This window comes from Stenotrophomonas sp. YJH_SMC_17 (genome assembly GCF_059371655.1).
On the sequence record NZ_JCAFUU010000001.1, the window covers coordinates 393,706 to 414,324 of the forward strand.

Genomic DNA, 20,619 nt, shown 5'->3' on the forward strand with positions numbered 1-20,619 from the left:
ATGAACAGACCGACTCCCAGCCGCCGCCAGCGGCTGATCCAGCACTGGGGCGCCATCCTCTGGCCCAGCTTCATCGCCGCGGGCATGGCCAGCGTGGTGTTCTTCGCCTTCGTCGATCCGCTGCGGCTGCAGGCCATCAGCTTCCCGGACACGCCGATCAGCCGCGAGCTGGGCTATACCGCGGGCTTTTTCATGTTCTGGGCGGTGACGGCGTTGTCCAGCGCAGTCACCTGGTACCTGCAACGGCCGCTGCCCAGCGACGACGACGACGAGCTGCCGCTCGGATGAACGCCTCCTGTGCTGCTGCATCCCGTCCCTGGCACTGGCGCGGCCCGCTCAGCGCCGCCCTGCTGGTGCTGTTCCATGCGCTGCCGTGGCTGCGCTGGGACGGCCGCCAGGCCCTGCTGCTGGACATCAGCGCGCGACGCTTCGATCTGTTCGGCTGGACGCTCTGGCCCGGTGACGTGGGCATGCTGATCGGCCTGCTGGCAGTGCTGGCAGTAAGCCTTGCCCTGCTCACCCACCTCGCGGGGCGCGTGTGGTGTGGCCATGCCTGCCCGCAGACGCTGTGGCGGCGGGCCTTCGACTGGATCGCGCAGGGCATGGCCCGCGTGTTGCCGGCCCAGGCCGCGCGACCGGCCACGCAACTGGCCTGGGCGCTGCTCTCACTGTGGACCGGCATCACCTTCGTCGGCCTGTTCAGCCCGATCGCGGAACTGGTCACGGCCTTGCCGCGCGCAGGCTGGAGCGGTTGGGAAACCTTCTGGGTGCTGTTCTACGCCGCCGCCACCTGGGGCAATGCCGGTTTCCTGCGCGAACAGGTCTGCCGTTCGCTGTGCCCGTTCGCGCGCATGCAGCCGCTGCTGACCGATCCCCATACGCCACGCATGCTGTACGACGCCCGTCGTGGTGAGCCACGCGGACCGCGCCCCTCCGGGCTGGGTGGGGTCCTCGGGCGTGGCCGAGGCCTGCTCGACCCGACCACCGCGCAGGACTACGTGTTCCGCGCCGCGCACCCGCTACTGGCCGGACCGATGCCGACCTTCAGCGCCGATCGCCTCGGTGATTGCATGGACTGCGCCGCCTGCGTGAGCGTCTGCCCGATGCAGCTGGACATCCGCCAGGGGCCACAGGCCGATTGCCTGGCCTGCGGCGCCTGCCTGGAAGCCTGCGCACAGCAACAGCACCAGGCCGGCTTCGGCCCGGGGCTGGTGCGTTACTGCAGTCCGCAGGCGATGGCCGGGCAACCGAGGCGCTGGTGGCGACCCCGGACCCTGGCCCTGCTGTCGTTGCTGCTGGCGCTGCTTGCCTGCGGCGCCTGGCGCCTGCTCTGAATCAACGCGGCCCGTCGGCGTGCGGCGGGACAAGCTGTGCACGCCGGACAATGCCCAGCTGCTCGATGATCAGTGCCATTTCGTTGGTGACTTCGGTACGCTCAGTCCCCTGCGGAACCAGGCGGTCCAGCACCTGCTGGTAGGTATCCCAGAACGCCGGACCGCATCCGTGTTTGTGATAACTGGCTTCCAGTTCGCGGCGTACCCGTTCAGCCAAGCCATGCATGCCGTATTCCATACGACCTCCGTTGGACTTGTTCTGCATCGTTGACGGTCTACCGACTCACTTGCGAGCTACTGAAAGACTCCCGGGCTTCACGTCCGGTTGATTCAAATTAGTCACAGATTTCACGAAAGGTCAATTACATGCAGCGACTTTCGTGATCGAAATTATTAATCATTCACGAAACTACATACGGGCCCCGGGGGCTCCCGGATGGGCCGAACCCGACAGCCGCTGGGGAACCCTGCCGCCCCGGCCGGTAGGCATCAACGATCGGCACCGCCAGATCGATCAGTTTTCGCTATTTTGATAAGCATACTTAGCCGATTGCGCTTAGCGTGCTATATGCGACAAAAGGCGGCGCAATTCAGATGGAATCGGCTTCGGCGGCGTCGGTCGCCGGGAACAGGCTGGGATAGCGCTGATGCAGCATGTACTGGCGAAGGGCCGGAATCGGGAAGTCCTTCGGCCATTGCGACACTGCGGATCGGCTGATGCCGAAGAAGCGCGCCAGTTCGGCATCGGTCTGGAATCCCAGCCGGGTACGCACCTGTCGCTTGTTCCAGAATTCGGTCATGGTCGTTCCTTCTGCTAACCAGACTTATTCTTGCGACAAGGACTCTTCGCATTCCACGCGTTAAGCTGGCTTGCATAGATGAATACTCTCGGCCAACGACTCGCCGCCGCCATGAAGAAAGCCGGGCACCCCCGCCCCGCCGATCTGGCCCGCGCCGCCAAATCCACCACGGCAACCATCAGCAACTGGCTCAACGACCACGTCAGTGCGTCCCATGTGAAGGCCGAGCAGCTGTTCCGCATTGCCGATGCGGCCAAGCTGGACGCGCGCGAACTGCTGTATGGGGTGAACGGGCGCGCGGTCGGTGAACCTGGCAATGCCTACATTCCCAGCCAGGCCCACCTGGATGTCTGGCAGGACGCCTACGAACTGGTCAGCCACCTGGTGGCCGAGAACGGCCTGGAAATCGACCACCGTCGCCATGCAGCCCTGGACCTGCTGGCGTTCGAGCTGCTGATGGACGGCTTCAGCCGCAGCAAGGTCGCCCGCGTGCTGACCACCTCGATGACGTGAATGCACCTGCGCTGGTAGCATGGCCCGCGATGGGGATGGGGCTCCCCCGATAACCGCCTGAGAAGGCTGATGGCTCCTGCCAAGACGAAGCTGGCGTTCGTCGATGGCAGGCCGTGCCTGCCCTCGGCGTTCGCCATCGAACCTGCGAACCCGCACTCGAGGCACGCAATGCACACACTGAACAACTATCTCCTGGTCTTCATCGGCGGCGGCCTCGGCGCCTGCCTGCGCCATGCCTGCAACCTGATCGGCGCGCGGGTGGCCATCGGCAGCCCCTGGCCGTGGTCGACCTTCCTGATCAACATCAGCGGTGCGCTGCTGATGGGCGTGGTGGTCGAAGCCTTCGCCCTGCGCAACGGCGCTTCGCCCCAGCTGCGCCTGCTGCTGGCCACTGGCATCCTGGGCGGCTATACCACCTTCTCCACCTATGCACTGGAAATCGGCCTGCTGCTGCAGCGCGGCCAGCATGGGCTGGCCGCGCTGTATGCCGGCGGCTCGGTGGCACTGGGCCTGGCCGGCCTGTTCGGAGGCATGAAGCTGACCCGGCTGGTCCTGGGCTGACGCTCAGGCCGCGCCAGCGCGCGCCTGTCCGCGCCATTCGCGTGGCGACTGTCCGGTGTGCGCCTTGAATGCCCGCGACAGGGCCGCTTCGCTGCCGTAACCCACCTCATCGGCGATCCGCTTCAGCGGCCGCCCCTGGCGCAGGGCCTGCTGCGCCAGCCCTACCCGCCAGCCCTGAAGGTACTGCCCGGGCGTGGTACCCATCGCCTCGCGGAAGCTGGCCGCGAACACGCTGCGCGACATGCCGGCCACATCGGCCAGGCCTTCCAGCGTCCACGCCTGCGCCGGAGCTTCATGCATCGCCACCAGCGCCAGTCGCAGCCGCGGATGACCCAACCCTGCAAACAGGCCGCCCCGCATCTCGCCGCCTTTCATCAACTGGCGCAACACCTGGATCATCACTACCTCGAAAAGGCGGTTGACCATCGCCGCGCGCCCGCAGCGCTGCTCGAAGGCCTCCTCGAACAGCAGCTCCAGCGCCGCATGTCCCCCATACAGGTCGGCCAGCGGCAGGCAGATGAAATCAGGCAGTGCGGCACTGATCGGATTGAGCCGTCCCCCTTCGAAATGCAGGTTGGCGCAGGCCATGTCGGCGCCCCGCTGCGGATCGCTGCTGAAACGGTGCGGCATCGGGCGCGGGTACAGCAGCAGGCTGGGCACCTCGACCTGCACGACCTGCTGGCCGTGGCTGACCTGCAGCGGGCCACGCCTTACCAGATGCAGCTGCCCGGCTTCGTCTTCCCCCTCCAGGGTGTTGATGCCGCACAAGGCACCGGCATGGAACACCGAAGCGGTGACCGCGAAACGTTCGAGCAGGATCGCGAGGCGATCGACCATGGCGGACTCCGGATCACACAGAAAGGGTTAAACACGACCTATCGTATCGGAATCTTCCTGACACTGAAGGGCACTGGCCCGATGCCCCCGCCGCCGCTATACAGACCGCAGATCCCCGCGCATGGAGGCCCCGATGTCGATCCGCACCGCACTGGCGCTGCTGCTGATGTTGCTCGTAACGGCCCACGCAGAAGCCGCCCCACCGTCGAAGATCGAACACCTGGCGTGGCTGGCCGGCTGCTGGCAGCTTGATGGGCAGCCATCCGGTGCCGGCGAACAGTGGTCCACGCTGGCCGGCGGCACGCTTTTCGGCAGCAGCCGCAGCCTGCGCGACGGGCGCACCGTCGGCTTCGAGTTCATGCAGTTGCGCCAGCACGATGATGGGCGCCTGGTGCTGACCGCCCTGCCCTCCGGCCGGAACCCCACCGAGTTCAACGCCACCCGCATCGATGACACCGAGGCCGTGTTCGAGAATCCGGCCAACGACTTCCCGCAGCGCATCCGCTACCGGCGCCTTGACGAACAGCGCGCGCACGCGCGCATCGAGGTGGCGCAGGACAACCCGACACAGGCGATCGACTTTCCGATGCACCGGGTCGCCTGCGGCGGCTCGACGTCGACACGCTGATCCGCTTCTGGCCCCTCCCTACGCCGTATGGCGGATCACCACGAAACCCTCTTCCCTGGCTGGTGGCACGAAGTGGCGGGTGATCTGCTCGAATTCCCCGTCGCTGGCCTGGAACGGATGCTCGCCGCGTGCATTGCGCGCACGCAACCGTGCCTTGCAGACCTCATCGGCGATATCGAGGAAGTGCAGCTGATGCGCGGCGCCGGTCGGCTCGAACAGATCGCGCGCCCAGGCCCGTGTCGCCGGCGTGTTGAAGGGGAAATCGAGCACCACGGAAACGCCTGCCTGCAACAATCCACGCAGATGATCCGTCAGCACGGCGCGCAACGTGGCTGCGCGCTGCAGGTAATCGGCAATGGAATGGATTTCGCCCGGATACAGCGCTGACAGCCATGCGTCTTCGCTGATCAGCACGTGGCGCGGCCTCGCCGCCAGTTGCTGCGACAGCGTCGACTTTCCTGCGCCGATCTTGCCGCATAGCAGATGCAGGGTCGGAGTGTGGTCGGTGGATGAAAGGTGCTGCATCTGCGATCTCCTCGGTGGATTCCAGTTCCCGGGAGAGCGCTGCATGCAACTCGCCTTCCCGGGCGGGTTGCAGGGCCGTGACGACCGCGCGCTACCCCGCCTTCCCGTGGGGAATGCGGATAATCGACGCGGTGACGTGCGGGGCCATGCCGCCAGCGTAGAACGCCGCCTGTTCGGCCCGCAATCCCCTGCGGCAGTGCAGCGCGCGCAACGTTTCGCTGGCATCTATGCTCGGCGCCATTCCCGCATGGAACAACCACGATGCGCCCCTTGCTTCGATGTGCCCTCGCCGTTGGCCTGCTGCTCCCTTCGATGGCATTGCTGGCAGCACCACCCGCGGCACCGCGCACGCTCAGCGGCGAACTGCAGGGCGCGCCGTGGCGGTTGGATGTACCGGCAGACTGGAACGGCGATCTGGTGATGCTGGCCCACGGCTATGAGCCCGTGGGCGTGCCGCGCATCACACCGATGGCTGCCAATGACAGCACGGCAGCGCTGCTGGGTGCCGGCTACGCCGTCGCGCAGAGCGCGTATTCCAGCCAGGGCTGGGCGGTGGCGGATGCAGTCAGCGACATGGAACGCCTGCGCCAACACGCGTTGCTGCAACTCAAGCATGTGCGACACACCTGGATGCTGGGCTTCTCGATGGGCGGTGCCGTGACCATCGGCAGCCTCGAGCGCTTCCCGCAGCACTATACCGGCGGCGTGTCGCTCTGCGGTGCCAATCTCAGTGGCGAGCAGATCGCGGCCGACCTGCTGACCACGCTGGTCGCGTTCGATTACTTCTTCCCCAAGGCGGAGGGGCTGCCGGCCACCGGATTGGCATCACGCGAAGCCGCCGTGCTGCCGCAGGGTGAGCTGTACCAGGGCATTGCCAGCGCGCTGCAGCGCGACCCGGCGCACGCGGCGCTGCTTGCACAGCGGCTGCAGGTCTCCGGTGACCAACTGGCCGGAACGATCAGCCTGCACGCGCTGGTGCTGCACGAGCTGGCCACACGTAGCGGCGGCATGCCGGTCGGCAACACCGGCGTGGTCTACAGCGGCTTCGGCGATGACGCCGCATTCAATGCCGGGGTGCAGCGCATCGATGCCGTGCCTGCCGCGCAGGCCAAGGTGCGCGCGACGCTGGCGCTGACCGGTGCACTGAAGCGACCGCTGGTGATCCAGTTCAACCACAACGACCCGACCATCGTGCCGCGCATGCAGGCGGTGTATCCGCAGTTGGCCGCACACGCCGGTGCGCGGCCGCTGCCACAGGTGCTGCCGGCCGTGGGCGAAGGGCATTGTGGCTTTTCGGAAGCACAGGTGGTCGACGCCTTGAAGGCGGTACGGCCCTGAGTCCAACGCGTTCCGCAGCGCATCAGGACCGTTCAGGAAGTGCTGCTATCGTGGCGCAGCCCATTGACGGGCACACAAAGGACTGACGTGATGATCAAGATGACCTTGAAGACCGTGATGCTCCTTGGCATGGCCGTGACCGGCCTGGCCTTCGCCGCAGACTCCTGCGAGTTCTGCACCCTGAAGTACGAGCAGTGCCTGCGCACATCACATGGTCCGCTGGGCAAGACCTCGCAGCAGTGCGAAGCGGACTATCGCCTGTGCCGCGAAACGGACTGCCCGTCGCCCTGACCGGCACCCGGCCGGCTCCTGCGGGAGCCGGCTCAGCCCGCCAGTTCGGCACGACCGAAGGTGGATGGCTGGGCTTCGACACGTCAGTCTCGTTCGGCCGCCAGGGGCTTGGCCTGCCCCGCACGGTGCTGCACTATGCGCGCGACCGCGCGACCGGGTTGGCACGCTTGGCCAGGCCTCGACCGCGCGCAGGAAGCCGCAACAGGCGGGATCAGCCGCCCAGCGTGCCCATCGTGAAGGTGTAGCCCGAGTTCATCAGGAATTCGCGCATGCGCATTTCCGCGCGCCGCGGTGAGGCCAGGTTGGCCGGCGCATACAGCGCGTAGACCACGCCTGCGCCTTCGATGGCCTCACGCCGCACACCACAGTGCCGGGTTTCCGAAGCGACCACCCATCCGTCCTTCAAACGGTCCGGTCCGATCGATTGGCCGTTCATCAGCCGGAACGTCAGCCAGCGTACTTCCGCCGAGGATTTGCTCATTGCCCGCGTACCGGCCCGGTACCGCGGTCATTCATGTCGTTGCTCGCCATTGCAGCTCCCTGAGGCTTGGAACCTGACCATAGCGCCTTGCCATGTCGTGGGTGACTGAGACTGAGCGGGCGCCTCAGGTCGCCAGGTTGAACAGCCGCCACAACGCCTCCCGCCCCGGCGGGGTCAGGCGCAGTTCGCGGCGGCCTTCGACGCGGCGCAGCCAGTCATTGCCCACGAAACTGTCCAGCATCGCCTCACCGACCAGGCCTGCCAGGTGCGGGCGACGTTCGGTGCAATCCAGGCAGCCACGGCAGTAGCGCGCCGGCTTGGCCACCACCGGCTGCCGCAGAAGCTCGCGCAGCGGCTGGCCCAGCCCGCCGAGGAATACCGCGCCTTCGGCGCTGATCCGCCAATGCCCTTCGCAGGGCAGCACATGCCCCCTCTGCAGCAGGCGATCGGTGATGGCTACCGCGTGCACACCGGCCAGGTGCCGATAACAGGAACGTGCCTGGCGCAGCGCAGGCATGCTGCGTGACGCTGCGGCGGTACACGAGGGCGTGCGGTCGGCCACGCGCAGGATGCCTTCGAGCATCTCTGCCACCTCGCTTGATGCCAACCGGTGATAGCGATGCCGCCCCTGCGCGACGGCCACCAGCAGATCGCCTTCGACCAGCCTGCGCAGGTGCAGGCTCGCCGTCTGCGGGGTCACACCGGCCACGTGCGCCAGCTCCGTTGCGGTGTAGGCACGCCCGTCCATCAACTGCAGCAGCATGGCCGCGCGTGCCTGGTCACCGACCAGGGCACCGACACTGACAAGGGAACCGGAGGTGTGGACCATGCAGGGATTGTGGCACGCACACCTGTGCAGATACTTCGATGCAGACCGAAGCTTCGATGCCCGCAACCACGCCACAGTGGCCCCTCGCCACCGTGAGAACTACCGTGAACACCGCCTCGACCCAGCGCCGCCGCATCACCCCCTCGGTCCTGTACCCGGGCACCCCGGTACTGCTGATGACCACGCTGAACGACGATGGCAGCAGCAACATCAGTCCGCTGTCTTCGTTCTGGGCGCTGGGCAACCGGGTGGTGCTTGGACTTGGGGTGCAGGGCCAGGGCTATCGCAACCTGCAGCTGCGCAACGAGTGCGTGCTGAATTTCCCTTCATCCGGGCAGGCCGCACAGGTCGAGGCGATCGCACGGGCAACCGGCTGTGACCCGGTGCCGCCCGCCAGGCAGGCGATGGGCTACGTGCACGTCCGCGACAAGTTCGCACTGGCCGGCTTCAGCCCCGTCGCATCCACCCACGTGGCGCCAATGGCGATTGCCGAGTGCCCGTTGCAGGTGGAGGTCAGCGTGATGGCGATGCACCCGCCCGGCGAGGACGACGGCCAGGGCTTCGTGATCGTCGAAGGTCGCGTCCGCTGCGTGCATGCGCATGAGGCCATCACCATCGCGGGCACCCAGCACATCGACGTTGCGCACTGGAAGCCGCTGATCTATCTGTTCCGCCACTACCTGGGCGTGAGCGCGCCGGTCGGGCGCAATTTCCGCGCGGAGACGCCCGTGCGCCTTCCGGCCTGACGGCAACGACTCATGGCGTGCCCGCGGGTACGTGCGGATGCCGCAGTCACGGGTTGCGCCGGCCAGGTTGGTGCTCGACGCGGCCATCTGCCGGTTCAACCCGGCGATCTGCGGATCGATGCTTCCCTTGCCGTTTCCGTGGAGGAACGACTGGAGCGCAACTTCATGGGTTCAGCGCCGGCAGCACAAGCATCAAGGCGGTTCGGCGGCGACTGCACGTCATGTGCGTCATGGCGCGACAAGCCATTCCCGCCAGCAACCATGGCGAAGCCAGCCACGCCAAACAAAAAAGCCCTGACGGGAGTCAGGGCTTTTCAATTGGAGGCCTCAAGCGGAATCGAACCGCTGTAAACGGATTTGCAATCCGCATCAAACCCTTACATATCTCACTGTCAGACCTTCCCACCACCCGAATCGCCACCTTGGGCAGGTGCCGGCTGCGGACTTGTCGGACAATCTGACTATGTGTCGGAGTGGGCTCAACTCAATCGCAATCCCAATAGTGCAAGAACTGCATCCTCTAGCAGCGGCACGAGCTCCACCAACGCATCGTTGCCATCTTGGTGCCGGTCGAACACAACGTGCTTCTGTCCTGCGTGAACAATCGCGCATCGAAGCTTGTAGACGATTGCGACTCCCACTTTCCAAGGGGGGCCTTTCTCATTTTGTTCCTTTAACTCATCCTCGATCGCCTTGACCAAGGTATTGCTGCTCAGCTTGATGGCTTCGGCACGAATGACTTCGAAGTATTGTTCCAGGGCATTTACGCTAACCACTTCCTTGAACTGATTTAACTCCGACTCCAACGCATCCTTCACTTGGCCCGTTGCACGCTTAGGGTTGGCAAAGAAACCGGACTTAAATGAATCCATTAATGCCAGGAGGTAGGCAGACTCAAACACGCGATATAGAGCAATGAATCTCCAACGCACTCGAGTCTCTGCTAGCGCCTCCTGCAGCAGCTTACCACTTAGCATTTCTGGCCGATGTACCAGACCCCCGGCGTGAAGTTCAACAACTTTATGTCTCGTCCACTTGGGTGCAGATACTTCGTACGAATCCACGCGGAGCCCGGCAAGTGCAGTGAGCACAGGATGGAACTTGGCATGGTCCTCATCGGACAGAGAGCCACTACCATCCCGCAAGATCAAAGCCCTACCAAGAAGAGCCTTAGGAACTTCGTTACTCCATCTCTCCCCCGCTCCGCCGCCTCCCCCCTCTCCATCCGTGCCGGGCAAAATCTCCGACTGAACGAGCGCTGGAAATCTCGGCCAAGCGCGCGCCAGATCTGACAATGCCGTCGTCGGAAGCGTGGACAGAGGGAACTCCGGATCGTCTACTGACTCTCCAAATGACACCAACGAGCACGCGTATACACCGCCGTCTGTGGCCTGATAGTAGAGATTTCGTGAATTCTCTATGTCTTGAGGCAGAACCTTGGCGATCAGGAAACTCTCGTGGAATATAGCTGAGACGAGCGCCTCCTTAGGCTCATCTCCCGCTAGAAACCATGGAAGCTGCACGTCAGCGACACTATCCAGGTGTGCACGCAGATCCGTATCCGTAAGCTCTGATGAACAACCCAACACGTCCGCAATGTGTTTAGGGATCCCCATATCAAGCTACTCGAGAAGCTGCGAACTCCCAGCACTCGCGCATGGTTCGCATACCACCAGAGAAGAATAGCTCTTGGAATGCGGCGTTCACCAGTTCACGAGTTGCTGAGCCAACGTTCACTTTACCCACATCAAAGCTCTTTCTGAGTTGATCGTACAACTCGATGCCAAGCACATCTGCCGCTTCATTGGCCTGGCACTGGGCCAACAACTCCTCTAGGGCCGGCCAAACGCGTTCCGAGATCTTCTCATGACGCTCTGCCCCGCCGACTGCGGCGCAAAGACCCTGAAGAACTGTCTCACTTCCGAAGAACGAAAGGTGCTCCTTACCTAGTGTCATATCCACAGCAACAATCCAGGCAATAACACGCCGGAATCCGTCATGGCCATCGACGCTTTGATCATCCAGAGCGCTGCCTAAGGTCTCCAGAGCCCCTTCTGCCAGCAGCTCTTCCATAACAACGTTACGAACGTCGATATTTGGCTTGCCCTGAAGCCAAGCTTGAAACGCTTGACTCAACTTCGCGAGCTGGAACTGCCCAGGATTCACGCGTCGGCGACCGTCCCCGGTTGAAAAAATGTCGATGCCGGGGATACCTTCCAAGGACTGGCCAAGTCGAGAACTCAAGACTTCAATCTGATGCTTCATTGACATCGGACGCTGGCCCGCATTCAGAAGAAGCATTCTGTAGGCGATGGCACCGAATGAAGCCCCGACCCAGAACTCAATTCTCAGGCTTCTATCGAGGAATGTCGTCTGTGCAGCAGGATTGTCAGCCAGCTCCTCCGCCGTCATTTTGATAGCATTTGTTCGCTGGAGACCGTCGATGATGTAGATCGATTCGCTTTGAACTGCGGCTAGTTCTGCGGACAGGTCTTCAAGGCTCTTTAGCTGCCCCTCAGTGTTGAGGACACTGATCGGCGCCCCTGCTACGGCCAAAACTATAGGCGGAAGAACACAGCCGTTTCTCAAATCCTGGCGTAGAGTGGCATAGGCTTTCCGACCACCTATCACACCACGTTGGATCTGCAGATTCTCCTCAGACCCTCTAACAGCCTGCAAGAACCATCGATAGTCAACGTGAGCTGTTACGCACCATGCTTTGATTCGATCATCATGATCGACGCAAACCGCCAGAAACATACCGCCTCCAATGGCAACGCGACAACAAGGTTGTGTCGCTCAGAACGCGGAGAATAACCGACTGTAAGTTGGCTTAGAAGTCTTCCTGACGCTGGATGCGAATCAAAGACTTGCTTTGACTTCATTTCGGGAGCAGGGACGTGCAGCCCCTTGCAACGCAAGGGCTCGGTGGCGATTATTTTGAGGGCTCTGCGCTCAGACTGTGCGGCCCATCTGGTGGCGGCCCGCCCTCACCCACGCCTTCATCGGGTCCTTCGCCCTAGGCTTGGTCACCGCCGACGGCTTGCGCGGCTCCAGCGCTACCTTGATCCGCTCGATCTCCTTCGCCCCAGCCTCGGCCAGGCGCCGGGCCTGTTGCTGCTGCTCGCGGGTTGGCGGCAGGCCGGGTGGTGGCGGTGGCGGCTGGATTGCCGTGGTGTCAGTCAACCGGGCAACGGCCTCGCGCAGAGGCAGGTCGGGATACAGCCTGGCAGCGCACCAGCGCTCGGCATAGCGCCTACCCTGAGACACGCTGGCGGCGAAAACCCTCTTGGTCTCGAAGATCTTTCGCGCATCCAGGTAAAGACGGACCCCACGGCCGGGTGCCGGAGTGATGTTGGCGACTGAGCGCCCGTTCCACCAAAGATCCCACCGCTCCCCTGTCTGGACCCAGCCAGACGGAATTGGCGCGGTGCGGAAGCCTTGGTAGCTCGAGGAGATCATGGCCGGAAGGATACGGCCGGCGGTCGCAAAGGCTGCGACAAGGGATCGTTCATCGTCTGAACCGTGCGGACTGAGCGCTGGCGCGGCGCTGCTCACGCGCCCCCGGGTTGAGCTGCCTGCGGCCCCGGATCCGGCAAGGTCAGGATGCCCGTCTTGGCCGGCTGACACCATCGGGCAACCTCGCCCTGTTGGGTCGGGCTGTCCCTGCACGCCCCGGGCACGGCCAGCCGGACTACCCTGCGGCCATGTGCGGCCGATTCGTCCAGCTCCCCGTGATCGACTTCGGCCAGCCTGGGCTGGCTGACCTCGCCCCCGGACTGGCCGAGATCCAGCCCAGCTACAACCTGGCGCCGACGCAGCGCGCCTCGGTGATCCTGGACCGGGGCGAAGGCCGGCAGGTCACCCGGCTGGCGTGGGGCCTGCTGCCGTTCTGGGCCAAGGCCAAGGGCCTGCAGGGATCAACCATCAACGCGCGCATCGAGACCGTCGCCACCAAACCAGCGTTCCGGTCGGCTTTCAAGAAGCGGCGTTGCGTGATCCCTATGGCTGGTTACTACGAGTGGTCGGTGAACCCGGAGGACGGGAAGAAAGACCCCTGGTTCATCCACGCGGCCGGGCCGCTGCTCGCCGCCGGCCTGCCAGCCCCCTGCTGCCCGACGGCAACCTGAGCACCTTCACCATCATCACCGGCGACAGCAGCGGCGTCTCGGCCGACATCCACGACCGCATGCCGGTGTGGCTGCAGGCCGGCCAGATCGATGAGTGGATGGTCGCCACACCAGACGACGCGATGGCGATGCTGCTTGCCAGCGAGACGCCGGCATTGGAGGCCTACCGCGTCAGCCGCGCGGTGAACACGCCACGGAACAATCGAGAAGACCTAATTCAGCAGGTCCCATGAAATTTACAGTAGACAACCCCAGCTCCCCATCCCACATGCTGAGCACGCATGAGTTGGCTTTGACTTTGCTCGTTTCCCGACGTGGCGGATCTAATAAGATGCGCACACCAAAGGACGGACATCGCAATGCCACTACCAATGCCCAAGGGAACTCGCTCGAACCTCATCGAGCAGCTGACAAAATCCATATACGAATCGACCATATTCACTAACGGAAGGGTCAACCCCTACTCGATGAAGATGACCGAGACGCAAGCGCAAATCGCAACGGGCTGCGACTTGGACAAGGCGGCATCAGCAATTCTTGGCGAACAACATATAACCACATTCGTTAGAAGCGAGATGCAGTCCATACAGCTCGATCGATCAAAGCTGTCAGCAAAGTCTTCCAGATTCAGAGATTGCTATTCAGAGGATGAAGCCAAATTCCTCGCCACGGGATTGATACGCTCATTCGAATCGCTCCCATGGAATTACCACTTCTTAATGGCCCTACCTGGCCTTTCAGATCGGATCCATCCAATGGATCGGGGCTTAATCACAATCTCGCGCACGACACAGCTAGTTACCGGATCGCACTTGATTGCCAAAGAGAACTCAGCTGCATGCAAAGGCCCCCCGAACAGGGATCGTCAGAACCAATCGAGATGGCATTCCAACTCGATCTACGCGAGGATCAGCATTGATGGCTATGTATCTAGCGACCAAAAATCAGAATCCGTACTCCAAGCACATGACCGTCTTTTCTCTCTAATCGGCTTGCTGGTGGCATTCAAAGTTCTCGAAGCGGATTACTTGTGGGCGAACGGCGACGAGGGAAGAAATCCAATATCTGTAATTCTTGAAAGTGATCAGATTGAGCAACAGCTGGAAAGCATCCACCTAGACTCAACATACCAGACATTGGCAAACGATTTGGGCTACACACCAAGCTTCCTTTCACTAACCGAATCCCCAAACGCTCCTGCCGAGGCAGTGGAACGATTGATCGAGGCTCTTCAGCCATGTACCAGTGATCGAATTAGCAGTGCTGCAAAATGGTTTTTGGACAGCCATGCCGGGAACAATTCCCAGGTAAAGTTTGTGCAGTTGATGATCGCATTTGAGATCCTTCTAGGCGACCGGGACATGTCCAAGGAAACCGGCATTGCCACACTAATGGCAAATCGCTGCGCCTACATGATCGGCCGATCATCAAAACATCGAGAAAACTTGATAGCCGCCTTTAAGCATGGATATGAAATCCGTAACAGAATTGTCCACGCCGGTACCAGCCGCCTGACCCATAAGGAGCAGATCAACTTCCAGTTCATGCAAGAGCTCTGCGCAAGGGTCATTCAACATGAGGCAGTAGCTCTATTTGATCTCGAATAGACTTTATCGCTATCCCCATCACAGAATCACCAAACCCCCAAGCGAAAAGCACGGTTAGAAATGTGCTTCAGCAGGCGGCGCTTGCCGCCCGGCCAGGAAATGATGGGCTTGGGCATGGTTTCTCAGTATTTGCGATAGAGGAAGCCGACAATCCCGCCGCTCTCGCGAGGGCGACGGGGCCACGGCCAATGCCAGGTGCTGAGACCACCTGTGTCGCGGTGCTGTCTGGATGCTTGCAGGCATCTGGGCAGCGCCCTGTCTTGCTAGATGGTGACTTCGATCACCGGAAGGTTGGGAGCCGCCTCGACCAAGCGACCACCGCGAACCCAGACGTTGTATGGGATGGCCTGCTGCAGCTGGCCGAACGCCCGCATCTGTACACCGTCATACGTCGTCAGCGTGCTGGTGCCATCACTGTTGTGTGCGGTGACGGTCGCCAGCAATCGAGGGTTGCTGCTGACCAGTTCGCCGAATTGATCCCAAAGGTCAGTCCGCATCGCTGTAGTGCCTTTCAAGGGTTACGGTCTGCTCGATCACCACTGCCTGCTGATCGATCACAACATCAACGCGCAGCGACTCGCACTGCCCATGCCATCTCCCCGCAGCGCCAACGACCTCCACCAAGTCCAACGGCATGATAGGACCGACCTCACCTGGTCTAAGCGGCTTGGGAAACAGCGGCATGGTGAGGTCGACAGCGGCTTGCTCACCGCGATCACTGAGGATGTTCCGACCGCGCTCGGCGCCGGCAGCAGCAACATTGATCAGCGGGCTACTGACCTGTTGCGCGAACAGCTGACCTGCCTCGCCGTCCTTGCGCACTTTGCAGGTGATGCCCTTCCCCGGCAGCTCACCGGTGACCATCTGCGCGAGGCATTCGAAACGATCAGCGCGATCGCTGTCGAGGCTGTGTGGCTGCCCAATCAGGCGAAGGCTATCACCCTCGCGCAGGCCCAGACCGCGCTGCGGGATCTGCACCACCGGCTGGCGCAGGCCAACGAACTACTGGAGTTGGTCAGGAATCAGAGCCGCACTGTCATCGATCCTGCGGACCCGTGGCGCGGCCTGTACCACCCGAGTCGCCTCCCAGCGCGCCATGCCGATGGCGAGATCCCGTGCCATCCGGACGTGCCGATGTGGGCTGACGGTCGCGAGGTATCGCTGCGACCGTTGTTGCTTGCGCAGGGATTCGACCTGAAGGTGACGTTTGGCGACTTCACCGAAGAAGCCGTGGAGACCGGGGACCATCGCTACTGGGATGCGATGCGCGCGTGGCAGCCCACTGGCCCTGGCGCAGATTGGCGCTTGGTCTGGCTGGGTGATACCGAAGATGGCCCAGCGGCATGGTTCGTACGGCCCCTTGCCGCTGACGCTCTTGTCGCCTGGGAGGCAGCACATGGCTGACGGTTCCCCCTCATTCATCATCTCGCCGCCACAGGTCTCCCGCCTGCGCCCCCACGAAATCGTGGTCGACCTGTTCGCCGGCGGCGGCACGGTGCTGAAGACCACCGCGCAGGTCCGCATGTGCGGCATCAACGTCAGTCCGCCGCCCTTCTACGTCTTGATCGCCACCAACCTGGACCCAGTCACGTTGCCGCCGGCGGACGCCGCATGAACACAGCGCTAGTTGTCGATCAAGGACGTCGCGAACCGCAGACCGGCGTGCAGGGCTTGTTCGAGCGTGTCGTGCTCGCCGCAGTCGGGGTTGTTGATCTCAGGGAACTCACCGGCTTGTACGAGGTGCACAAATGCCTTCCCGCCTTCGGGCTGCGAAGCCTCAACGTAGATGTCTTGGCCGTAGTAGCTGGTGCTCAACGAATCACTCTGGATCTCTGGCTTCATCACGCGCTCCTTGCTGGTTCGGAGATGGTCGCCGTAAGCCGCTCATTGGTCAATGGCGGACGGTCTGCTCACCGCTGCAATGGTCCACGTGTTCGCCCTAGCCGGGTTTGCGGCCGGCACCGCCACCCTATGGGCTATCAGAGGCGCGTGCCGCGCGCAGGGCTGCGCTGGTGCTGGCGGAGGTGCGCTCATGGCTGAAGCACAACGCGATCGCGTGATGCACCGGGAGATCGGAACGGATCTCGCAGAGCGCGTCGTCCTGGACCTGCTGGAAAGCGGCTGGTCCCGCCAGTCGCTGCGGAAGCACGAGACGGCCGGGCCGACCCCGTGCGGCACTGCCTTCTACCTCGTGCGTGAGGGAGGCATCGCCGTTGCCTACTTCCCCATTTCCGAGTTCACCGACGCGAACGGCCGCGGGCTCTTTTTCGCCATTCGCGACTTCTTCCCCCCGATCCACAAGTCTGCGCACGGCAATGTCGAGAGCCTAAAGCCTTTCGAGGTGGGCGACCAGGTTATCTCGATGGACCGCAATCTGGATGGATCGTGGCACTACGACGATGAAGTGCGGGCCAGCGACTGGAACCGTCTGATTCCCGTTTTCACGGTCGTCTCCGTTCGACCGCATCCGGGGCACCACACACAGTTCGGCGGCAGAGACTACTACCAGGTGAAGATCAAGGACCGCGTGGGCGGTGGTGGTGGCTACCACGACCTTGTGCCCATCGCCGGCAGACCGTGGCAGATGCGCGGCGAGGGAGAGCGTCTGATTCGCGTGAGGTCCGCGCCCTTGGCCGTCGCTGCCCCACCGCCGCCGTTGCCGGCCCAATTGGACCTGTTCGCATGAATGGAGAAGCTCTCCAATTCCAAGATCTGCAGGAGCTTCGCCAGCCAGGGGAAGCGCCCACGCCTTGCCGCGGACGCGTCGATGAGGGGTCCTATGGACAGGAACGAACTCCACCATTCGCTACGAGGGCTCGATCAAATGGTCACGACTTGGGGGGTTATGCATTCGAAAGTTCTCTCTTTCCTCTGCCGCACGGTTCATCGATTCGATGACACCGTTTTTAACCGACTCTGCCAAGTCCTCGAACTCAGATTTGGTCCACGTGCAAAGCGACCGTCTGAGTTCCGCAAGCTCCTTTGCCAAGCCGGAGTAGTAGATCCCATCTTCACCCATCACAAAAAGCTGCGACGGCCTTGTCTTCTCAATAGTTGCGGTGGAACGCTCGAACGCGCGCAGAAGACTTATGCATTTTGCAAGACGCCTCTCCAAATCCTCGCTGATGTTGTGCACGTGTGGAATCAGAGCGGTGACACCATCTGCGGAAACTTGAATGAGCAGCCTCTTAACTTCCTTATGCTTCCAGTGATCGAGCATGTTGCCCGACTTCTTAATGACACCAGCAGATACAAGAAGCCTCTGCTCGAGAAGCTCCAATTCACTGACAGCTATTCTGGCTACCATCCTGGCAAGCCGCGTACGCTGCGAACGATCTCGAATCACAGGCGCGACGCCAACTCCGAGAGCGACCAGGACTGCAAGCAAGGTCGTGACCGGCCCCCAATCGACAACACAGGTGGAGCTCAGTGGTCTGCACTCAACCCATCCTATCCAGCTATTCATTCGCCACCCCCGCTTTTGAACAATCGACATTCTGACATGGAGAATTGCTCTGCTGAGGCTGACAATGGGTAATGAACGTCAAACGGGTACTGCCTGCGACACTGAGGATACCCTCGGCCTTGAAGCGGCAGCCAGGATAATGCGAATTGGCTTGGAGGCAATGAAAGAACTTGTCGACAAAGGCGAGGTTCCGGCTGTACGCTTGAATCAGAAGCACACGGTCATGCTGCGCGAGGACCTGCTCGATTTCCTACGCTCAGAAGGACGCAGGCAGGCCGCCGAGCGAAAGAAATCGGCGATCGGCAACCGACCTGCAGCCAACTCATCCGCGCCAGGCCCGACGAAACGTGCAAGCAAGTCGCGCCGCACGAAACTGCCGGACCTTCGCGCATACGAGCAGGCCGATCAGCAGCGATCGCAAGGTTAAGCAGACCTCCAATGAAGCGTGCCGGGCGTACATCTGCTGTAGAGGCGGCTCGGCGCTACAACCTCGCAATCTGTTCCAATAGTGCCATTTCATCGCGCTGGACTCTTGCGGCCACTTCCTTTGCGACGCAAGGATCGGTCACTTCTCCGAATACCAGCCTACCGAATTCATCCCGCGTCAACAAAGGCTGGAAGTACTCTGACAAAGCGTTCTCGAACGTCTGAAGCGACTGCTCGATGTTGAAGCAGTGAAGGGCGCCACTCGGTGTACTGTTTAGCACCGGAGCAACTCGCTGAAAATCCTTGGTCGCTTGAGAAGAACCGGACCGCAGCAACGTCAGTGCTTCAGACCATTTTTGGCAGTCTTCTTCGCAGAGTAGCGCGATGACTCGCGTGATGTCATCGAAGACGCTCTGAAGCGCCGTGCATGCCAAGCGCTGCCTCTCAGCTGATTCTTGCCCTTCTTTCTCTCGTACGCGAGCCAACTCATCAATAATAAGTTTTTGACTTTGCTTGGCCTGCCCCCGCGCCACCCAGACTGCGGCCAGGACAGCGAAGACCGACAGAATGGCTTGCGCCCAGGCGGCCTGTGCGGCTAGACCGTCCTTGGGCGGCAATGCTGTCGGATCTGCGAAAACGCGGTTCATGTACAGCCAAACCGACAACCAGACCAGGCCCACACCGATACTGGCTGTCAGGATATAGGCCAAAGCTTTGAGGACCTTCATTCCCCCCCCTCTGGTAAATTTCTGCGCATTCTTGGCGGTGGCTCCGCCCGGCACTGAGTTAAACACTTAGACGCTTGTCTGAGCGACCTGATGTTGGCGATCCTCTTGTTGGCGCTTTACCAGAGCTGATCTGCCAGATCGGAGGCGCGAAGATTAGCGTAGCGCTTCAACTGTCGCGGATCACGATGCCCAGTGATCTTCGCAATTTGGATGTCCGTCAGCGAGGTCCTTTCATATAGTCGACTCGTCGCTTCGTGGCGCAGATCATGGAAGCCTAGATCCTTACACCCGGCGGCGACGAAGATGCGCTCAAACTGGCGAGACAGCTTGCTGGATACACGGCGTAGGGCCAGTGGACTACGCTCGCCCTCCCAGAACGGGAATAGCCGGCCGCCGAAGTCACGCTCGTACGCGGCCATCCTGGCGACTAGCGTCGAGGTCATAGGCACCTGGCGCTTGCTACCGTTCTTGGTCTTCTCCAGGAATATCGTGCGTCGCGTCACATCGATCTGGGTGCGCTCGAGCGTGTAGATCTCGCGCATCCGCATCGCAGTTTCCAGTGCCATATCGAACATCAGTATCAGCGCCTCCCGCTGCGGCAGGTCGAGCGGCCGCTGCCGCCCCAGTGGCTTTGCGCCGGCAAGGATCTCGCGGATGCGTTCTTCTTCACCCAGCTCCAGACGGCGATCGCGCTCCTGGTCGGCTTTCGCCTCTCCATCTATGCGCTTCACAGCAATCTTGTCATCAGCCGTGTACGTGGAGTAGCCCCGAGGCAAGAGTCGCAGAGGATTCATTGGCAGCGCGCCGTGAGCAGCGAGCCAATCCAAGGCGCGCGACAGGGCACCCACGTAGTGCCGTATGGTCGAAGGCGCGAGGTTCTGCTCACGCTTCATGGTGGTGACCCACTCGGTCGCCCAAGTGAAGGTCAGCTGCGGCAAGGTAATACCGATAGGCAACCGCGAGAGCAGGACAGGCAGCAGCTGCTCGTCATCAACAGAGATGTGCTGCGCGCTCCGGTATTCGGATACCTGACTGCGCAGGTCCTTCGCCGCCGCCTTGGTGTTGGCCAGCTCCTCCGGCACTATCCCTCGGTCCAGCAGCGCCTCAAGGCGACGCACGTATTCGTCCCCTTCTGCCTCCGAGGCAAAGCTCAGGTAGACCGGCTGGGGCAGCAGCCCCGCCCGCTTGATCATGTACTGCCAGGAGTCGCCTCGGCGTCGCTTCGTTGCCATCCCTGCTCGAACTCACGTAAACGCACTCGGCACATGTTAACGCGAGTTTGCCACCCGGAAACGGGTGGCAGACCGATGATTTTGCGGGCGAATCAGGGGATTTTGCCCTCCGGCGCCAAACGCCAGGCAAAGAAAAAGCCCTGATAA

General features: G+C 62.1%; 27 protein-coding genes, 1 pseudogene and 1 riboswitch. Of the genes and pseudogenes, 14 read left to right on the forward strand and 14 right to left on the reverse strand.

Annotated features, from left to right (window positions below):
• Positions 1 to 288, forward strand: coding sequence for a hypothetical protein (locus tag AC5P8Z_RS01830; protein WP_286071564.1), 288 nt, complete (start codon positions 1 to 3; stop codon positions 286 to 288).
• Complete coding sequence (locus AC5P8Z_RS01835) at positions 285 to 1,334, forward strand: 4Fe-4S dicluster domain-containing protein (RefSeq protein WP_495227916.1); 1,050 nt, start codon at positions 285 to 287, stop codon at positions 1,332 to 1,334. Before AC5P8Z_RS01830 ends, AC5P8Z_RS01835 begins: the two co-directional genes overlap by 4 nt.
• A gap of 1 nt (position 1,335) precedes the next feature.
• Here AC5P8Z_RS01835 and AC5P8Z_RS01840 read toward each other — a convergent pair whose 3' ends face one another.
• Together AC5P8Z_RS01840 and AC5P8Z_RS01845 are read right to left on the reverse strand one after the other, a co-directional pair.
• On the reverse strand, positions 1,336 to 1,572 hold the full coding sequence (locus AC5P8Z_RS01840; RefSeq protein ID WP_008267971.1) for a hypothetical protein: 237 nt from the start codon (positions 1,570 to 1,572) through the stop codon (positions 1,336 to 1,338).
• A gap of 352 nt (positions 1,573 to 1,924) precedes the next feature.
• A complete protein-coding gene (locus AC5P8Z_RS01845; RefSeq protein WP_286071562.1) occupies positions 1,925 to 2,134 on the reverse strand; it encodes a helix-turn-helix domain-containing protein in 210 nt (69 codons plus the stop codon).
• A gap of 111 nt (positions 2,135 to 2,245) precedes the next feature.
• Between AC5P8Z_RS01845 and AC5P8Z_RS01850 the strand changes: the two genes are divergently transcribed.
• Both AC5P8Z_RS01850 and crcB read left to right on the forward strand, forming a co-directional pair.
• Entirely contained in the window at positions 2,246 to 2,647 is a 402-nt protein-coding gene (locus tag AC5P8Z_RS01850) for a transcriptional regulator (protein ID WP_106548973.1), read from the forward strand.
• A gap of 22 nt (positions 2,648 to 2,669) precedes the next feature.
• Positions 2,670 to 2,733, forward strand: a riboswitch (Fluoride riboswitch).
• 82 nt (positions 2,734 to 2,815) lie between these two features.
• Complete coding sequence (gene crcB / locus AC5P8Z_RS01855; RefSeq protein ID WP_286071561.1) at positions 2,816 to 3,208, forward strand: fluoride efflux transporter CrcB; 393 nt, start codon at positions 2,816 to 2,818, stop codon at positions 3,206 to 3,208.
• Positions 3,209 to 3,211: 3 nt separating this feature from the next.
• Here crcB and AC5P8Z_RS01860 read toward each other — a convergent pair whose 3' ends face one another.
• Positions 3,212 to 4,045: an AraC family transcriptional regulator gene (locus tag AC5P8Z_RS01860; protein ID WP_495227918.1), complete on the reverse strand. Its 834-nt coding sequence runs from the start codon at positions 4,043 to 4,045 to the stop codon at positions 3,212 to 3,214.
• 133 nt (positions 4,046 to 4,178) lie between these two features.
• Here AC5P8Z_RS01860 and AC5P8Z_RS01865 point away from each other — a divergent pair, with 133 nt between their 5' ends.
• On the forward strand, positions 4,179 to 4,673 hold the full coding sequence (locus tag AC5P8Z_RS01865) for a DUF6265 family protein (RefSeq protein ID WP_286071559.1): 495 nt from the start codon (positions 4,179 to 4,181) through the stop codon (positions 4,671 to 4,673).
• Between the two features lie 18 nt (positions 4,674 to 4,691).
• On the opposite strand, the gene AC5P8Z_RS01870 is transcribed toward AC5P8Z_RS01865, so the two are convergent.
• Positions 4,692 to 5,198: a P-loop nucleotide/nucleoside kinase family protein gene (locus AC5P8Z_RS01870; RefSeq protein WP_295565736.1), complete on the reverse strand. Its 507-nt coding sequence runs from the start codon at positions 5,196 to 5,198 to the stop codon at positions 4,692 to 4,694.
• Positions 5,199 to 5,459: 261 nt separating this feature from the next.
• Between AC5P8Z_RS01870 and AC5P8Z_RS01875 the strand changes: the two genes are divergently transcribed.
• Positions 5,460 to 6,536: an alpha/beta hydrolase family protein gene (locus AC5P8Z_RS01875; RefSeq protein WP_286071558.1), complete on the forward strand. Its 1,077-nt coding sequence runs from the start codon at positions 5,460 to 5,462 to the stop codon at positions 6,534 to 6,536.
• Between the two features lie 90 nt (positions 6,537 to 6,626).
• Entirely contained in the window at positions 6,627 to 6,827 is a 201-nt protein-coding gene (locus AC5P8Z_RS01880) for a hypothetical protein (protein ID WP_495227920.1), read from the forward strand.
• 211 nt (positions 6,828 to 7,038) lie between these two features.
• Here AC5P8Z_RS01880 and AC5P8Z_RS01885 read toward each other — a convergent pair whose 3' ends face one another.
• Positions 7,039 to 7,308 carry a hypothetical protein gene (locus AC5P8Z_RS01885; RefSeq protein WP_286071556.1) on the reverse strand — a complete coding sequence of 90 codons (270 nt, stop codon included), beginning with the start codon at positions 7,306 to 7,308 and terminating at the stop codon, positions 7,039 to 7,041.
• Between the two features lie 124 nt (positions 7,309 to 7,432).
• A complete protein-coding gene (locus AC5P8Z_RS01890; protein WP_295565733.1) occupies positions 7,433 to 8,137 on the reverse strand; it encodes an ArsR/SmtB family transcription factor in 705 nt (234 codons plus the stop codon).
• Positions 8,138 to 8,313: 176 nt separating this feature from the next.
• On the opposite strand from AC5P8Z_RS01890, the gene AC5P8Z_RS01895 reads away from it, so the two are divergent.
• Positions 8,314 to 8,883, forward strand: coding sequence for a flavin reductase family protein (locus tag AC5P8Z_RS01895; protein ID WP_286072005.1), 570 nt, complete (start codon positions 8,314 to 8,316; stop codon positions 8,881 to 8,883).
• Positions 8,884 to 9,362: 479 nt separating this feature from the next.
• Here the strand turns inward: AC5P8Z_RS01895 and AC5P8Z_RS01900 are convergent, their stop codons facing one another.
• From AC5P8Z_RS01900 to AC5P8Z_RS01910, 3 genes are all read right to left on the reverse strand, one after another.
• Positions 9,363 to 10,499: a hypothetical protein gene (locus AC5P8Z_RS01900; protein ID WP_495227922.1), complete on the reverse strand. Its 1,137-nt coding sequence runs from the start codon at positions 10,497 to 10,499 to the stop codon at positions 9,363 to 9,365.
• Position 10,500: 1 nt separating this feature from the next.
• Positions 10,501 to 11,643 carry a hypothetical protein gene (locus AC5P8Z_RS01905; protein ID WP_495227924.1) on the reverse strand — a complete coding sequence of 381 codons (1,143 nt, stop codon included), beginning with the start codon at positions 11,641 to 11,643 and terminating at the stop codon, positions 10,501 to 10,503.
• A 195-nt stretch (positions 11,644 to 11,838) separates the two neighbouring features.
• Positions 11,839 to 12,345, reverse strand: a complete 507-nt coding sequence (locus AC5P8Z_RS01910; RefSeq protein WP_495227925.1) for a hypothetical protein — start codon at positions 12,343 to 12,345, stop codon at positions 11,839 to 11,841.
• A gap of 245 nt (positions 12,346 to 12,590) precedes the next feature.
• Between AC5P8Z_RS01910 and AC5P8Z_RS01915 the strand changes: the two are divergent.
• A pseudogene (locus AC5P8Z_RS01915) lies at positions 12,591 to 13,246 on the forward strand (SOS response-associated peptidase).
• Between the two features lie 240 nt (positions 13,247 to 13,486).
• Positions 13,487 to 14,620 (forward strand): hypothetical protein, encoded by a 1,134-nt coding sequence (locus AC5P8Z_RS01920; RefSeq protein ID WP_495227926.1) that lies wholly within the window; start codon positions 13,487 to 13,489, stop codon positions 14,618 to 14,620.
• Positions 14,621 to 14,883: 263 nt separating this feature from the next.
• Here the strand turns inward: AC5P8Z_RS01920 and AC5P8Z_RS01925 are convergent, their stop codons facing one another.
• Positions 14,884 to 15,117 (reverse strand): hypothetical protein, encoded by a 234-nt coding sequence (locus AC5P8Z_RS01925; protein WP_495227927.1) that lies wholly within the window; start codon positions 15,115 to 15,117, stop codon positions 14,884 to 14,886.
• A 7-nt stretch (positions 15,118 to 15,124) separates the two neighbouring features.
• Here AC5P8Z_RS01925 and AC5P8Z_RS01930 point away from each other — a divergent pair, with 7 nt between their 5' ends.
• On the forward strand, positions 15,125 to 16,024 hold the full coding sequence (locus AC5P8Z_RS01930) for a hypothetical protein (protein WP_495227929.1): 900 nt from the start codon (positions 15,125 to 15,127) through the stop codon (positions 16,022 to 16,024).
• Positions 16,017 to 16,235 carry a hypothetical protein gene (locus AC5P8Z_RS01935; RefSeq protein ID WP_495227930.1) on the forward strand — a complete coding sequence of 73 codons (219 nt, stop codon included), beginning with the start codon at positions 16,017 to 16,019 and terminating at the stop codon, positions 16,233 to 16,235. The genes AC5P8Z_RS01930 and AC5P8Z_RS01935 overlap by 8 nt, the downstream gene beginning before the upstream one ends.
• A gap of 8 nt (positions 16,236 to 16,243) precedes the next feature.
• On the opposite strand, the gene AC5P8Z_RS01940 is transcribed toward AC5P8Z_RS01935, so the two are convergent.
• Entirely contained in the window at positions 16,244 to 16,462 is a 219-nt protein-coding gene (locus tag AC5P8Z_RS01940; protein ID WP_495227931.1) for a hypothetical protein, read from the reverse strand.
• 190 nt (positions 16,463 to 16,652) lie between these two features.
• Between AC5P8Z_RS01940 and AC5P8Z_RS01945 the strand changes: the two genes are divergently transcribed.
• The gene (locus AC5P8Z_RS01945; RefSeq protein ID WP_495227933.1) at positions 16,653 to 17,306 is read left to right on the forward strand and encodes a hypothetical protein; all 654 of its coding nucleotides are present in this window, start codon (positions 16,653 to 16,655) and stop codon (positions 17,304 to 17,306) included.
• Between the two features lie 120 nt (positions 17,307 to 17,426).
• On the opposite strand, the gene AC5P8Z_RS01950 is transcribed toward AC5P8Z_RS01945, so the two are convergent.
• Positions 17,427 to 18,008 carry a hypothetical protein gene (locus tag AC5P8Z_RS01950; RefSeq protein ID WP_495227934.1) on the reverse strand — a complete coding sequence of 194 codons (582 nt, stop codon included), beginning with the start codon at positions 18,006 to 18,008 and terminating at the stop codon, positions 17,427 to 17,429.
• 238 nt (positions 18,009 to 18,246) lie between these two features.
• Between AC5P8Z_RS01950 and AC5P8Z_RS01955 the strand changes: the two genes are divergently transcribed.
• Complete coding sequence (locus AC5P8Z_RS01955) at positions 18,247 to 18,513, forward strand: hypothetical protein (RefSeq protein ID WP_495227935.1); 267 nt, start codon at positions 18,247 to 18,249, stop codon at positions 18,511 to 18,513.
• A 55-nt stretch (positions 18,514 to 18,568) separates the two neighbouring features.
• Here AC5P8Z_RS01955 and AC5P8Z_RS01960 read toward each other — a convergent pair whose 3' ends face one another.
• On the reverse strand, positions 18,569 to 19,240 hold the full coding sequence (locus AC5P8Z_RS01960) for a hypothetical protein (RefSeq protein WP_495227936.1): 672 nt from the start codon (positions 19,238 to 19,240) through the stop codon (positions 18,569 to 18,571).
• Between the two features lie 116 nt (positions 19,241 to 19,356).
• Complete coding sequence (locus AC5P8Z_RS01965; protein WP_495227937.1) at positions 19,357 to 20,433, reverse strand: site-specific integrase; 1,077 nt, start codon at positions 20,431 to 20,433, stop codon at positions 19,357 to 19,359.
• Positions 20,434 to 20,619: the final 186 nt, after the last annotated feature.

Coding starts and splice junctions, on each gene's coding strand:
- AC5P8Z_RS01830 (WP_286071564.1), top strand. CDS start 1: ATGAACAGACCGACTCCCAGCCGCCGCCAGCGGCTGATCCAGCACTGG.
- AC5P8Z_RS01835 (WP_495227916.1), top strand. CDS start 285: ATGAACGCCTCCTGTGCTGCTGCATCCCGTCCCTGGCACTGGCGCGGC.
- AC5P8Z_RS01840 (WP_008267971.1), bottom strand. CDS start 1,572: ATGGAATACGGCATGCATGGCTTGGCTGAACGGGTACGCCGCGAACTG.
- AC5P8Z_RS01845 (WP_286071562.1), bottom strand. CDS start 2,134: ATGACCGAATTCTGGAACAAGCGACAGGTGCGTACCCGGCTGGGATTC.
- AC5P8Z_RS01850 (WP_106548973.1), top strand. CDS start 2,246: ATGAAGAAAGCCGGGCACCCCCGCCCCGCCGATCTGGCCCGCGCCGCC.
- crcB (WP_286071561.1), top strand. CDS start 2,816: ATGCACACACTGAACAACTATCTCCTGGTCTTCATCGGCGGCGGCCTC.
- AC5P8Z_RS01860 (WP_495227918.1), bottom strand. CDS start 4,045: ATGGTCGATCGCCTCGCGATCCTGCTCGAACGTTTCGCGGTCACCGCT.
- AC5P8Z_RS01865 (WP_286071559.1), top strand. CDS start 4,179: ATGTCGATCCGCACCGCACTGGCGCTGCTGCTGATGTTGCTCGTAACG.
- AC5P8Z_RS01870 (WP_295565736.1), bottom strand. CDS start 5,198: ATGCAGCACCTTTCATCCACCGACCACACTCCGACCCTGCATCTGCTA.
- AC5P8Z_RS01875 (WP_286071558.1), top strand. CDS start 5,460: ATGCGCCCCTTGCTTCGATGTGCCCTCGCCGTTGGCCTGCTGCTCCCT.
- AC5P8Z_RS01880 (WP_495227920.1), top strand. CDS start 6,627: ATGATCAAGATGACCTTGAAGACCGTGATGCTCCTTGGCATGGCCGTG.
- AC5P8Z_RS01885 (WP_286071556.1), bottom strand. CDS start 7,308: ATGAGCAAATCCTCGGCGGAAGTACGCTGGCTGACGTTCCGGCTGATG.
- AC5P8Z_RS01890 (WP_295565733.1), bottom strand. CDS start 8,137: ATGGTCCACACCTCCGGTTCCCTTGTCAGTGTCGGTGCCCTGGTCGGT.
- AC5P8Z_RS01895 (WP_286072005.1), top strand. CDS start 8,314: ATGACCACGCTGAACGACGATGGCAGCAGCAACATCAGTCCGCTGTCT.
- AC5P8Z_RS01900 (WP_495227922.1), bottom strand. CDS start 10,499: ATGGGGATCCCTAAACACATTGCGGACGTGTTGGGTTGTTCATCAGAG.
- AC5P8Z_RS01905 (WP_495227924.1), bottom strand. CDS start 11,643: ATGTTTCTGGCGGTTTGCGTCGATCATGATGATCGAATCAAAGCATGG.
- AC5P8Z_RS01910 (WP_495227925.1), bottom strand. CDS start 12,345: ATGATCTCCTCGAGCTACCAAGGCTTCCGCACCGCGCCAATTCCGTCT.
- AC5P8Z_RS01920 (WP_495227926.1), top strand. CDS start 13,487: ATGACCGAGACGCAAGCGCAAATCGCAACGGGCTGCGACTTGGACAAG.
- AC5P8Z_RS01925 (WP_495227927.1), bottom strand. CDS start 15,117: ATGCGGACTGACCTTTGGGATCAATTCGGCGAACTGGTCAGCAGCAAC.
- AC5P8Z_RS01935 (WP_495227930.1), top strand. CDS start 16,017: ATGGCTGACGGTTCCCCCTCATTCATCATCTCGCCGCCACAGGTCTCC.
- AC5P8Z_RS01940 (WP_495227931.1), bottom strand. CDS start 16,462: ATGAAGCCAGAGATCCAGAGTGATTCGTTGAGCACCAGCTACTACGGC.
- AC5P8Z_RS01945 (WP_495227933.1), top strand. CDS start 16,653: ATGGCTGAAGCACAACGCGATCGCGTGATGCACCGGGAGATCGGAACG.
- AC5P8Z_RS01955 (WP_495227935.1), top strand. CDS start 18,247: ATGAAAGAACTTGTCGACAAAGGCGAGGTTCCGGCTGTACGCTTGAAT.
- AC5P8Z_RS01960 (WP_495227936.1), bottom strand. CDS start 19,240: ATGAAGGTCCTCAAAGCTTTGGCCTATATCCTGACAGCCAGTATCGGT.
- AC5P8Z_RS01965 (WP_495227937.1), bottom strand. CDS start 20,433: ATGATCAAGCGGGCGGGGCTGCTGCCCCAGCCGGTCTACCTGAGCTTT.